The sequence below is a fragment of the Flavobacterium sp. GCM10022190 genome (genome assembly GCF_042656445.1).
Classification (GTDB): Bacteria; Bacteroidota; Bacteroidia; order Flavobacteriales; family Flavobacteriaceae; genus Flavobacterium; species Flavobacterium nitratireducens.
This window is the reverse complement of the sequence record NZ_JBHSOQ010000001.1, coordinates 1340335-1353640: the sequence shown is the minus strand read 5'-3', so window position 1 is coordinate 1353640 and position 13306 is coordinate 1340335. Positions and strand designations below refer to the sequence as shown.

Sequence of the window (13306 nt, the reverse complement as noted above, 5' to 3'; positions counted from 1 at the left end):
TTCGTATTATATTTTACTTAAAATAATTTTCTCACTTTCCTTTTCTATCATTTTTTGATAATAAGCTTTTAGATTAACATAATCATCAGCAGAAACTAAGGATGAATTAATTTGATTCGATACCGATACTTGAATGGTATTCCCATTTAATCCAATTAAATATTTAAAAACACCTAAATCCTCATTCATCTTCAAAGTGGTCGATTTTGGCAAACTTTCTACTTTATAACCTTCTGGAATATCAATAGTAACGGCTAATTTATCGAGGAATGGGAAACCATAATCTACTGGATATTCTCTATTTTCTTGTTTAAATGGATTTTGCTTATGGGTTAAAAACAACAAAGGATCGATGTAAAATTTCCCTCCTATGTTTTCAATTAAATTATTACCTAAAAAAGAATAACTTTCAACCGCAGGTAAGTTTAATTCTTTTTCATTATTTCGTGAATATTCTGAAATCTCAATTTTATTATTATTATTTTCGAGTTTTTCCAAATAAGTATCTTCTTTCTCTCCTTTGATATTTTCTCTAAAGAGAGATGCTCTATGTTTTGTTTTTTGACTTCTTATTTTCCCTACCACTTCTCCTTTTTCATTAAATGAAAAACTCATGGTTTTTTGATCAATTGACAATTCTTTTGGCATTAAATCAACAGCAATAGAACTGCCGTCTTTTCTAATTAATCGACCAAACCAGTTTAAAGCTCTAAAAGGCAAAACATTAGGAACAGAAAAAGAATCTGAGCCATCTAATAAAATCAATTGGTCTCCATTTTCTACAGCTGCTATTACATAATTAAATGCTGTTCTATTTGGAAAAAAAGAAATTCCGTTAGAACGTGTACTTATTAAAACTGGATTAGCATTTAATCCAGCATGACGAAGCATTGCTGTTAGCATTAAATTAATTTCGGCTACATTACCCGTTTTATCTTTATAGGCTTTCCTTACTCCATCATTACATGAATAACCGTAATACTCATTCCATTTTACAGATGATTTCACATAATTTAATATTGCATTTATCTTTTCCTCTTGAGAGTTCAAACCAGCAAGTACCGCTTTTAAATCCTCTTCAAAATAACCTGTTTTATTTAATTCAGGACCAAAATCTTCATACTCGTAAATTGTTTTAACTACTGATTCCCAATCTGCAGAATATGATTTCGGCATTGAATTAGGGAACTTAGTCATAGATAATTCCTGTTCGATACTAGTAGTATAATTTCTAATATTATTTACAAATGCTTCTTCTTTAATCGCTGGCATGTTTTCTACCACATAGGTAGTCTTTGTTTCAAGATAAGGAACATTTTCATTTACAAAGTTTGTTGAAGTTACTTGTCCATTGTTTACACGCTCTTTAGAACTCAAGAGAATGTTTTTATTTAATTTTTCAACTGTGATTTTTGGTTGTATAAATCCTTTAACATTTGTATTAAATACAAAAAATTCGGGTATATAGTTTATGTATTCGGAACGATTTACAGGAATATCAGACTGAAAATACCAATCTCTAGGGCTACTGATATTTGGTGAACGCAAAGTATATTCGTATTCAATTACCGAACCTTCTTTTACATTAGGCATTGTAATTTTTTTCTGCCCCCAATATTTATTAATCATTTCATCGAATTCGCCATCACTTTTTAACTTCGTCTTTTCAATTTTTCCATCTACAAGGTTATACGTTACAACATCAGAGAACATTACACTTTCCTTTGATGCATTTGACAAATAGTATCGTACACTTTTATTAGCCCAATCATAGCCTTCTTTTTTATAAATTTTTATTCTGGCCTTAACCACTAATTCTATTAAAAAACCATGTTCTTGACTGTAAACTAATTTATTTTCTGCTTTTTCAAAAAGTACCGCAGCAGCCGCAGCCGAATCTCTAGGATGTATTTTTTCTTTCAATTCTTCAATTGAAACTTTTCCCAATTTAAAATCTTGAGCTTGAGCAATACCAACAGTTAAAAATAAGATAAGGGTAATAGTAAAAAATTTGAATTTCATTGGGATTAAATTTTGGTTAGAATAATTTTAGCATTGTCATTTCTAGAAACTTCTTCCATAAAGAGACGGTATTGATCATACTCGGTACTAGGATAATATCCTTTATGCACATATAAGGTTCTTTTATAGACTATATGAGTTGCATCTTTTTTAGTAATTTCGGTTTTATACTCTCCAAATTTTGAATTCAATTCAAAGTTAGAAGGTAGAAATTCGATTGCGAAAGCAGTAGGCAATTCGATTTCAATTTCATCTACATCTTTATAACCACGTTGAATTTCAAATGGATTTTTACGATTTCTAATCCTTTTTACTTGAGTAGTAAGCGGGTTATAAACATTTACAGGAAAAATCATTTTGGTTCCAGAAACAGAAGCATAATTTGATGCGTTTATAGCGACATCTTCAACAAATTCAATTTTTTCTTTATCATTAGAAAAATTCATTTTAGCCACCTTTAAATTATTGATATTACTCCAATATTCTTTATAATGTGTTTCTTTATCATTAGGCTGACTATTTTCTAAATTGGCTTTATTACTGTACTGAGACCCTTCGGAAGCAATCTTAATCGCACCCGTTAAATTCCCTTTATCATCAATAATATAAGTTCCTTTACTATTTTGCAAATTGCCTGTATCACCATAAATCTTCGTTTGAACAATTTCGCCTCCAGTAGGTTTTATAACTAATACTGCTCTATCATCCGTAAACTTACCTTGATAACCAAATGGATCATCTTGACTCGTACACTCTAGCCATATATAATCATTATTATTTGGTATTGCTAAAATCATGTGATTTCCTTGTACCGATACAAAATCAGAAACAATATCTCTTTTATAAGTATCCCCATATAAAATAGTATTATACGATGGCACTCCTACAACATCCAAAAGTGCTCTAGTATAATTGGTTAATGCTTTACAATCGCCATAACCTAAACGATCAACATCACTGGCTAACATGGGTTTCCATCCTCCAATACCAACTTGTATGCTTACATATCTTGATTTTTTTTGAACGAAATCATAAATTATTTTTGCTTTTTTTACGGGATCTGTTTCATTTCCTACCAAAGCTTTAATTTTTGCAACTGTTTCAGGAGACAATTCAGTGGTCCCCGATAAAATTTCATTGTAATACCAGGTACCAAATTCTTTCCAGGATTTTGCAATACCTTCTTTCCCCTCAAGACTAAAATTTTCTAATCCCATCATTAATTTTGGAAAAACAAGTGTCGCACTACAATAAGGTTCTTTTTTTTGAGCCGAAATAGCATTAGCTTTATAACTTAACTGAGTAGTAGACTCATTGATTTTCTTGATATTAAATCCATTGAAATTACATTCTTTTTTCTTAAAACCGAGATTATCAGGAAACGACACATTCAAAACACTTTCTTGAACACTCACAAAAAAATCATCGATAGGATACCAACTAGGAATAAATGCAGTATTTGAAGTCTCAATTTCACTATCATAAATTATAGTAAAAGGATACTGTGTAGGTGTAAAATCGAGATAAATATAACGCGAATCTGAAAAAAGTGTACTACCACTAATAGCACTTTGATCTCTGAAATCTTTTCGTTTAATTCTTTTTATTTCGTTACCAAAAATATCATAAACAGCTGCCTCGATTGACTTAACCGTTGTTTTTTTATCGTAATGTTCAACAGCATCTATTGCAGACAATCCATCTTCATTAAAAACCGTAACCACTCTTTTATTTTTGACATTCATATTCCTCTGCGAAGAAATAACGATATCAATTTGATTTAACCGAACTACAGCATTCGCATTTTCCTTTAAACTATCCGCTATAAGTAAAACAGGATATTGATTTTTTTGGGCTTGAAGTTTTATTACAAAAAACAATAAAACACAAACGAATTTTACAGTTATAATTCTCATATAAACTTAGAAAGAATAGAAATAATTGACTTTATACTTTCCTACAAAAATAAAATATTTCAGACAAAAAAATATTTTATTTTATTTTTTTTAATAAGAATTATTAATAGTAACCCAAAACATTCAAAGAATACAGAAATATTATCTCACAAATAGCAAAAAAAAACAATTCGTAAACTCTATTTTACATTAAAAAATAATTAACGAATCGTAACCTACAATAATACATTTGAAGTTTAGTTTTTATTAAGTAATGGCTAATTCAGGAAGAAACCAAAAAAATAGAATTGTAATACCAAAAAAATGATTACTATTAAAAAGAGATTTGTTTACTGATAGCTATAATTTCTATTTATTGAAAGGCAAAGTAAAAGTAAATTTAGTTCCAATTTGCAATTTACTTTTAACTTTAATTTCTCCATTAAGTAAATCGACAACTTTTTTACAAATAGCTAAACCTAAAATAGAACTTCCATTATCATTTAATAAATCCCCATCTTGTTGAGCAAAACCTTGTAAAATAACTTTCAATTTATCATCAGAAATTCCAACTCCTGAATCTTTAACAATAAATCGTAACACATATTCTTCATCACTTTCAAATTCTAGTTGAATTTTCAATCTGATTTTTCCTCCTACTGGGGTATATTTAACTGCATTACTTATACTATTCCACAATACTTGAGAAACTCTAATACAATCACCGTTTAAAATATTAGGTAATTCGCTATCTATTGTTACTTTAAAATCAATTTCTTTTTGAATACATTTCTCCGAAAATGAAATATTTAAAAAGTTAATCAATTGATCTAAACCAAATGGTTTGTTTGCAGCGATAAAATGACTCGATTTTACTTTAGCTAAATCTAACAAATCATTTATAGTTACCAGCAATATATCAGCTGCTAACTTACTATATTCTAATTGATTAACACTGTTATGATCTAATGTGTTTTTTGATATAGAATTTGTAACCTTAGATATCGTTAGAAGTGATTCTCGTATTTCACGCCCAATATAGGTTAAAAAAAGATCTCGATTAAGAATTAACTGTTCTGAGCGGTCTTTTTCAACAACTAATTTCTCTTGTAAATTTTCTAATAATTTCTGAGAAACCATCGCTGCTTTTAACTCCTCTATATAGGTATTAAATCCCATACAGAATACATCTAATTCATCATGAGCGTCAGAAATAGGTAAATAATTAAAAAAATCACCTGCAAAACAATTTGAAATTTGTTCTACAATAACTGCCGTTCGCTGTTTTTTAGATTCGATTTTTTTAGACAAAAACAACAATTCTTCGTAAACATCATCTAAACTATCCCCATAAGTAATTTGCTCCTGAAACTCATCTTGGTTTATGGAGCGCACTAGGGCTAATATGTTTTCTAGTTTAGACATGAATACAACAGATTGAATATCTTGGCATTATTTATTTCTAAAAACATCTAATGATTTATAAATATAAGAAATATCTTTAAAACAACAATGCCGAAATTGAAAATTTAAAAAAAATTAATAAAAGCTAAGTAAAGATTACAAATAACTAATCTATCTTAAATTAACTAAATCATTTCTTTTCTTTCAATTCGTTCAACCACTTTACAGCATCCTCTTTTGTTGTAAAACCTTTTAAAGGGACTACTGGTTTTTTTAAAGTCATAAAAGTATTAAGAATGAATTTAGTAATATGAGAATTTAAAATAACAGCACAAGCATGCAGATATTCTTGCCCATATTTCTCTGCATAATCACGCGCATCTTTGTCATAAGATTTAATACCAGCGAAATTATAACACCAATATTGTTTTTCACCTGCTGATATTTGATGTCTCAAATCTATTAAAGCTTTCAAGTTTTCTTTAGTTCCAATAGTAGGTTTTTTAAATTCAGAATAGAGAATATCATCTTCTATCCAATACTTAATAAAATCATTTTCAACTTCTTTTATTATCATTTTATTTTTTTATTAAAATTATAACAACAGTATTTTAAACATCTAAAACTTTAATAATACTGGAATAAACAATGGACGCAAATAAATAAATTACAAGTTTTACGAACAACCTTTATTATAAAAATTTAACCGCTCAGCGAAGATAACAAATCTAAATTATACATATCATCGACCTTAATATAACCCAAAAGAGCTACTGATTTTGCTCCATATTTTTGTTTTTCATAATCAGCTGTCAAACCTAGGTAGATTTTAGATTTTTCTAAATCATTTCCTCTTTTCACCATACGATACATAATTTGTTTATATAAATGATGTGATTCATTATAATCATAATTCAACCCTAAAATAAGATGACAAATATGATCTTTCCCTAAAAAAGACCATACACAAGCTATTAATTCATCCGAATCTTTAAGACGAAACTCCATAAACTCCCAATCAGAATATTTAGATATAATTTTTGCAATCTTAACTGGAAAAGAAAAAAAATTAAAAGCAAAATTAACTTTCTTAACATTTAGAAATAACTGATAATGTTTTTCAGCTTCTAAATTTGTTAATGTTTTTTTTATCGTAACATTAAATTGATGTTCATATCTAAAGACGTAGCGATTAATATTTCTAACATTATTTTTTGAATCTAAAAGCGCCAATAATTCCTCTTTCGAATTCCATTTTGGATGACTAACAATATTACTATTAGGCATTTTCATCTGTACATAGCCTTCATCTTCTAATATTGAGTTTAAAGGATGTTCTGCCTCAAAATCCCTGAAGATAACAGCTGTGGCATCAATTTCCTTTTTCACTTTGGAAACAAATTCAAACAAACGATTCGTTGCATTTCTCCACTCAGTATGTTCAACATCCAAATAAACAAAATCTCCTTCACAAAACAAAGACCCCATTGCTAATGTTTTAGAACATAAATAATAGGGATTGGTTTTCCTCACCTCTTCAATTTGTTTAGAAACATTTTCTTGTGCCAACATATCATCTTTATACAAGGCTCCTGTAAAGAAAGTTGCTAATACAATTTTAGCCTTTTCATCTCTGACCAAAATATAATGAAAACTCCAATTCTCTTCTGGTTTTTCATTATTAGAAAATATTTCTTCCATAGCCTGTAATCCTGAATGACTAATATTCCCCCTATCTTTAAACATTAAATCCCACTCGTTGCTATCAATGGCATGAATTGTTGTATGTTTTTCAACAACTAAACTTGAATTAGAAATTCGGTCTACTACTGAAACTTTTTGTTCTTCTCTTAATACACAACCAAATTCCTTATAAACTCTCTCTACTGTATCACCTTCCTCTTCTATTGCTTTTGGCAAATGAAAAGCCAACAAATCTGTTAATAAATCAATATCAGATTTTGTATTATGACGAGTTAAAGTAAAACGCAATCCAGATTTATCATTAGGAACAACAGGAAAAGTAGCTGTATTAACATAAACACCTTCCTCTAAAATACGGTGAACAAAATTACGTGTCACTTTGTTTAATCCACCACCTATGAAATAAATGGGTGAATTTGGCGAAGAAATATTAGTTAGATTTTTCTCCTCTAATTTCAAATTCATATAATCCATTAAATCTCTTAATTCAGATTGATATTTATAAATATCTTGAGACAAATGAATTTTAGCCGATGCTATTGCCGCGCCAACATTAGCAGGAGACAAGGGATGAGAATAACTTAATGGCCCTCCAAAAATATCGGTTTTTCGATACATTTCTGAATCAGCTAAAATGGCCGTACCACCAACACATCCAAAACCTTTAGCCAAAGTGGATATGATTACGATTCGCTCGCTAACTCCTAATCGATCATAAATATAACCAGCACCGTTTTTACCACTCCAACTCATTCCATGAGCATCATCAAAATACAAATGGAATTTAGGATACTTGCATAATAAGCTTTTTAAAACATCGGTATCTGGTAAATCTCCATGCATCGAATAGACACCATCTGCCATATACCAAATACGATTGAATTTATTGTAATTTTCTCGTATCATCTCCTCTAACATTCCATAATCAGAGTGCCTAACCATTTTCACTTCTGTACCTTGTAATTTAGTGTTTTTACATGGAAATTGAACACTAAAATGCACCTGTTGATCCAGTATTACCAAATCATTTGATTTAATTATTGTTGCGATAACTGAGATATGAGCATTGGAAGTCGAAGTATAACAAATTACTTTATTGCCATCAAATATTTGAGACATGAGTTCTTCTAACTCTTGAATATAGGTTGGACGAATATAAGCCCTAGACATGGATAATTGAGTACCAAACTTCTTAGTCAAGGCAATTGAATTTGCAATCAATTCAGGATGTGTTTCCAATCCTAAATAGCCACATGTGCCAAAATTAATTAATTCTTTGCCCTGAATAGTAAACTTTTCACCATTAAAAGATTTTTCCTCAGAGTTGATATGCATAATCCCATCTGATTTAGCAGAAGACCAAACACTATCAACTACGTCTAAATAATTACTGTGATTAATTTTTGCCAAAATATAATGTTTTTAAATTATCCTAAATATTGCAACTTTTGCAACATGCTCTACCTGTAAAAAAAACACAAAACTATTTTGGGGCAAAAACAGTATTGAATGAATATACCATTCTAAAAGTGATTTCTAATATAACAAAAAAAAGCTCCTAAAGGAGCTTTTTTCGTTCAAATTTTATTCTTTATTTTTTGAATCAATCAAAATAGTAACGGGACCATCATTAATCAATGCGACTTTCATATCTGCTCCAAATTGTCCAGTTTGCACTTTTTTTCCAAGAGTATGTTCTAAAGCACAAACAAATTTTTCATATAAGGGAATCGCTATTTCGGGTTTAGAAGCCTTTATATAAGAAGGTCTGTTTCCTTTTTTGATTGCTGCGTGGAGTGTAAACTGACTTACCACAATTATATCTCCGTCGATATCTTGCAACGATAAATTCATTATATTATTTTCGTCACCAAAAATGCGGAGTTTAATAATTTTAGCCACTAACCAATCAATATCCTCTTGGCTATCGGCATCTTCAATACCCACTAAAACAACTAAACCTTTATTAATTGAAGCAACTTTACTATTTTCAATAGTCACAGATGCTTCAGATACTCTTTGAATTACTACCCTCATTAACCTCTCGATTTATCGCTATTTTTTCGGTCTTCATCGTAAATGTCAGTGCGGTAATTTTCATCATCTCCTTCTAACAATTTCAAATAGCTATTATAGCGTGACCAAGATATTTCTTCATTCTCCAAAGCTTCCTTAACAGCACATTTTGGTTCTTCTTTGTGCAAACAATTATTAAACTTACATTGGTTTTTCAATTTGAAGAACTCTGGAAAATAATCACTGATTTCTTCTTTTTCCATATCTACAACTCCAAAACCACGAATACCTGGAGTATCAATAATTTTGGCACCAAAAGACAAATCAAACATTTCAGCAAAAGTAGTAGTATGTTGTCCTTGCAAATGAGAATCAGAAATTTGTTTGGTTTTTAAATTTAAAGTCGGCTCAATAGCATTCACCAAAGTTGATTTTCCAACCCCCGAATGCCCTGAAAACATACTCACCCTGTCTTTCATTAATTCGATGAGTTTATCTAATCCTTTGCGTTCCTGAGCAGAAACACGTAAACATTTATATCCTATTTTTTCGTAAGTATATTGTAAAAACAATTGTTCGTCAAGGGCTGCTTCGTCAAAAGTATCTATTTTATTAAAAACTAAAATTGCTTCGATGCCATAAGCTTCAGCAGTAACCAGAAAACGGTCTATAAAACTTGTTGTAGTTGGCGGATTATTAATGGTAACCAACAAGAAAACGATATCTATATTTGAAGCAATAATATGCGTTTGTTTAGAAAGATTTACCGATTTCCTTACAATGTAATTCTTTCTATCCTGAATCGTATTAATAACTCCAGTTACTTGATTATTGGATTCTTCTAATTCATATTCGACATAGTCGCCCACAGCAATAGGATTGGTACTTTTTATACCTTTCATCCTAAACTTTCCTTTAATTCTACAATCCACAAAACTTCCTTCTTCGGATTTTACGGTGTACCAGCTCCCTGTTGATTTATAAACGATTCCTGTCATGGGACAAAGATAAAATTTTGTTTCAAGTTCAAAGTCTAAAGTTTAAGGTTTTTAACATTTGCCAGAAATAAAAAATCCCTTTAACTCTTGCAAAGTCAAAGGGATTTCTAATGTGTATTTCAAGTTAATTATCCGTTGATAATTTTTTCTTGGTGTTCGATACTTTCTTGGTGAATCGACTTGAATAGTTTAGTAATAAACTCTGCCGATAATCCTTTTTTAGCACCTTCTGCAACCATTTTTTCTTGGATTTCATTCCAACGAGTATTTTGTAAAACAGCTACGTTATTGTCTTTTTTCACTTGACCAATTTCGTCAGCTACTTTCATTCTTTTACCTAAAAGGTCTAACAAATTAGCGTCTAATACATCGATATTAGCTCTTAATTTTGTCATTTTAGCTTCAAAATCGCTATCTCCGCTTACTTTTCTAATTTTCAAATCTTTCAAGATTTGTTTCAATGCATCTGGAGTAACTTGTTGCGCAGCATCAGACCAAGCATTATCTGGATCAATATGCGTTTCGATAATCATACCATCGTAGTTTAAGTCTAAAGCTTCTTGAGTAACTTCAAGAATCATGTTACGATTACCTGTAATATGAGACGGATCGATAATTAATGGCAAATCAGGGAATTTATTTTGTAATTCGATAGCAATTTGCCATTCAGGAATGTTTCTGTATTTTGTTTTCTCATAAGTAGAGAAACCTCTGTGGATAACTCCTAAATTTTTGATTCCAGCCATGTGTAAACGCTCTACACCACCTAACCATAAAGCCATATCAGGGTTTACAGGGTTTTTAACTAAAACAATTTTATCAGTTCCTGCTAATGTATCAGCAATTTCTTGAACTGCAAACGGGTTAGCTGTTGTACGAGCACCTACCCATAATACATCAATATCATATTCTAAAGCTAATTTACAGTGAGCAGCAGTAGCTACTTCAGTCCCCATTAAAAGTCCTGTTTCTTCTTTAGCTTTCTTCAACCATTTCAATCCAATTTCTCCAATTCCTTCAAATCCTCCTGGACGTGTTCTTGGTTTCCAAATTCCTGCTCTAAATACGCTTACATCAGAATTTTTTAATTCGTGAGCAATTTTTAATACTTGCTCTTCTGTTTCAGCACTACAAGGTCCTGCGATCACAAATGGGTGAGACAAATTGAATGCGTTCAACCAATTTCTCATTTCTTTCTTGTTTTCCATTTTCTTAGTTATTTGTTGTTTGTTTTTTTATATTAAAAATCTTTTTACTCTATTTTTTAACGCTTATGCCGTTTAATATTTCCTTTATTTTATTCACACTCGCCATCTCATCATATATCGACTGATAATTATCCTGAACTAACAAATCTTTGAACTTTGTCAAATTAGAAATATACTCTTCTAATGATTCCAAAACCTGAGCCTTATTTTGTTCAAAAATAGGGGTCCACATGGCTGGCGAACTTTTAGCTAAACGCACCGTACTTTCAAAACCGGAACCTGCCATATCAAAAATATCTTGTTCATCTTTTTCCTTATCAATTACCGTTTTACCTAACATAAAAGAACTAATATGCGACAGATGCGAAACATAAGCTATATGCTTATCATGCGACTTAGGATCCATATAACGAATACGCATTCCTAAGGTTTTAAAAACTTCCAACGCTTTTTCTTGCAATTTAAAAGCTGTTTTTTCTACTTCACAAATGATATTTGTTTTTCCTTTAAACAAATCCCTCAATGCTGCCGAAGGTCCAGAAAATTCGGTTCCGGCTATTGGGTGAGTCGCAATAAAATTTCTTCTTCTTGAATGTGTAGCTACCACTTCACAAATAGGATTTTTAGTCGAACCCACTTCTAATACAATCGCATTATCATTGATCAAATCAAGCACTTTAGGTAATAAGCCAAGAGCCACATTTACTGGAACCGAGACAATGACAAAATCAGCAATTGCTAAATCATCCATTGTAGCAGCCTTATCAATAACACCTAACTCTAATGCTTGTTGCAAGTGTTTATCGTTAGTATCAATCCCGTAAATTGTAGCTTCTGGATAATGTGCTTTGATGTCTAAAACCATCGAACCACCTATTAATCCAATTCCTATTACAAATACTTTCATTTTATTAAAATCTATCTATTGCTTCTTGTACTTTTTCTTCTTTCACACATAATGCAAATCGAATATACCCTTCTCCATTAGAACCAAAAATAGTTCCCGGTGCTATAAAAATATATTTCTCATGCAAAATCGTATCGATGAACTCCTCTGCCGATTGGATTCCTTCTGGTAATTTTGCCCAAACAAACAATCCAACTCCTTCTTTATACACTTTACATCCTAATTTTTCAGCCAATTGTTCAGTCAAAACACGGCGTTTTTTGTAAATGGTATTCATGGAATCAAACCATGATTTATCACTTTTTAAAGCTTCGATAGCACCTTTTTGAATTCCATAGAACATTCCACTATCCATATTACTTTTAACTCTTAAAACCGCATCAATCAATTCGGCATTTCCAGAAACCATTCCAACTCTCCATCCTGCCATATTAAAAGTTTTGCTTAAGGAATTTAACTCCAAAGCTACTTCTTTAGCACCTTCAACCTGTAGCAAACTCATCGGACTATCGTTCAAAACAAAACTATACGGATTGTCATTCACTAATAGTATGTTGTTTTTCTTAGCAAAAGCAACTAATTTTTCAAACAAGGATAAACTTCCTCTTGCTCCAGTAGGCATGTGCGGATAACCTATCCACATTAATTTCACTTTAGACAGATCTAATTTTTCTAATGCTTCAAAATCAGGCTCCCAATTATTACTTTCTTTCAAATCATAATACACAGCTTCTGCTCCTACTAAATTCGTAACCGAAGTATAGGTAGGATATCCAGGATTAGGAATCAAAACCTGATCTCCTTCGTTTAAGAAAGCCAATGAAATATGCATAATACCTTCTTTAGAACCCATTAAAGGTAAAATCTCCGTATTCGAATTTAAGCTCACCTGAAAATTATTCATGTAAAAATCAGCTATGCTTTTACGCAACTCAGGTAATCCTTGATAACTTTGATACCCATGAGCATTTTCCTCTTGAATTGCCAAAGTTACAGCATCAATAACCGCCTGAGAAGGTGCTAAGTCAGGACTTCCAATTCCCATATTGATAATTGGTTTTCCCTCTGAAGCTAATTGTCTCACTTCTCTCAACTTTGATGAAAAGTAGTATTCCTCAACGGTATTTAATCTATTGGCTGTTGTAATCATTT

The 13306-nt window shown here is 31.0% G+C and carries 10 protein-coding genes; all 10 read right to left on the bottom strand.

Annotation, left to right across the window (positions count from 1 at the left end):
- Positions 1–6: 6 nt before the first annotated feature.
- The 10 genes from ACFPTQ_RS05575 to ACFPTQ_RS05530 all read right to left on the bottom strand — a co-directional run bounded on the left by ACFPTQ_RS05575 (position 7) and on the right by ACFPTQ_RS05530 (position 13304).
- Positions 7–2022 carry a DUF3857 domain-containing protein gene (locus ACFPTQ_RS05575; RefSeq protein WP_379774907.1) on the bottom strand — a complete coding sequence of 672 codons (2016 nt, stop codon included), beginning with the start codon at positions 2020–2022 and terminating at the stop codon, positions 7–9.
- 5 nt (positions 2023–2027) lie between these two features.
- Positions 2028–3938 (bottom strand): DUF3857 domain-containing protein, encoded by a 1911-nt coding sequence (locus ACFPTQ_RS05570; RefSeq protein WP_379774904.1) that lies wholly within the window; start codon positions 3936–3938, stop codon positions 2028–2030.
- A gap of 348 nt (positions 3939–4286) precedes the next feature.
- Complete coding sequence (locus ACFPTQ_RS05565) at positions 4287–5342, bottom strand: sensor histidine kinase (RefSeq protein ID WP_379774901.1); 1056 nt, start codon at positions 5340–5342, stop codon at positions 4287–4289.
- Positions 5343–5511: 169 nt separating this feature from the next.
- Positions 5512–5898: a hypothetical protein gene (locus ACFPTQ_RS05560; RefSeq protein WP_379774898.1), complete on the bottom strand. Its 387-nt coding sequence runs from the start codon at positions 5896–5898 to the stop codon at positions 5512–5514.
- Between the two features lie 125 nt (positions 5899–6023).
- Positions 6024–8435, bottom strand: a complete 2412-nt coding sequence (locus ACFPTQ_RS05555; protein ID WP_379774895.1) for an aminotransferase class I/II-fold pyridoxal phosphate-dependent enzyme — start codon at positions 8433–8435, stop codon at positions 6024–6026.
- 174 nt (positions 8436–8609) lie between these two features.
- On the bottom strand, positions 8610–9062 hold the full coding sequence (gene dtd / locus ACFPTQ_RS05550) for a D-aminoacyl-tRNA deacylase (RefSeq protein ID WP_379774892.1): 453 nt from the start codon (positions 9060–9062) through the stop codon (positions 8610–8612).
- The gene (gene rsgA, locus ACFPTQ_RS05545) at positions 9062–10039 is read right to left on the bottom strand and encodes a ribosome small subunit-dependent GTPase A (RefSeq protein WP_379774890.1); all 978 of its coding nucleotides are present in this window, start codon (positions 10037–10039) and stop codon (positions 9062–9064) included. Before rsgA ends, dtd begins: the two co-directional genes overlap by 1 nt.
- Before the next feature lie 128 nt (positions 10040–10167).
- Entirely contained in the window at positions 10168–11247 is a 1080-nt protein-coding gene (locus ACFPTQ_RS05540) for a chorismate mutase (RefSeq protein ID WP_379774888.1), read from the bottom strand.
- A 49-nt stretch (positions 11248–11296) separates the two neighbouring features.
- Entirely contained in the window at positions 11297–12154 is an 858-nt protein-coding gene (locus ACFPTQ_RS05535) for a prephenate dehydrogenase (protein WP_379774886.1), read from the bottom strand.
- Positions 12155–12158: 4 nt separating this feature from the next.
- Entirely contained in the window at positions 12159–13304 is a 1146-nt protein-coding gene (locus ACFPTQ_RS05530; RefSeq protein WP_379774883.1) for a pyridoxal phosphate-dependent aminotransferase, read from the bottom strand.
- Positions 13305–13306: the final 2 nt, after the last annotated feature.

Bases quoted from the DNA above. Each gene is read 5' to 3' on its own strand.
- ACFPTQ_RS05540 (WP_379774888.1), bottom strand. From the start codon at position 11,247: ATGGAAAACAAGAAAGAAATGAGAAATTGGTTGAACGCATTCAATTTG.
- ACFPTQ_RS05565 (WP_379774901.1), bottom strand. From the start codon at position 5,342: ATGTCTAAACTAGAAAACATATTAGCCCTAGTGCGCTCCATAAACCAA.
- rsgA (WP_379774890.1), bottom strand. From the start codon at position 10,039: ATGACAGGAATCGTTTATAAATCAACAGGGAGCTGGTACACCGTAAAA.
- ACFPTQ_RS05530 (WP_379774883.1), bottom strand. From the start codon at position 13,304: ATGATTACAACAGCCAATAGATTAAATACCGTTGAGGAATACTACTTT.
- ACFPTQ_RS05570 (WP_379774904.1), bottom strand. From the start codon at position 3,938: ATGAGAATTATAACTGTAAAATTCGTTTGTGTTTTATTGTTTTTTGTA.
- ACFPTQ_RS05575 (WP_379774907.1), bottom strand. From the start codon at position 2,022: ATGAAATTCAAATTTTTTACTATTACCCTTATCTTATTTTTAACTGTT.
- dtd (WP_379774892.1), bottom strand. From the start codon at position 9,062: ATGAGGGTAGTAATTCAAAGAGTATCTGAAGCATCTGTGACTATTGAA.
- ACFPTQ_RS05560 (WP_379774898.1), bottom strand. From the start codon at position 5,898: ATGATAATAAAAGAAGTTGAAAATGATTTTATTAAGTATTGGATAGAA.
- ACFPTQ_RS05535 (WP_379774886.1), bottom strand. From the start codon at position 12,154: ATGAAAGTATTTGTAATAGGAATTGGATTAATAGGTGGTTCGATGGTT.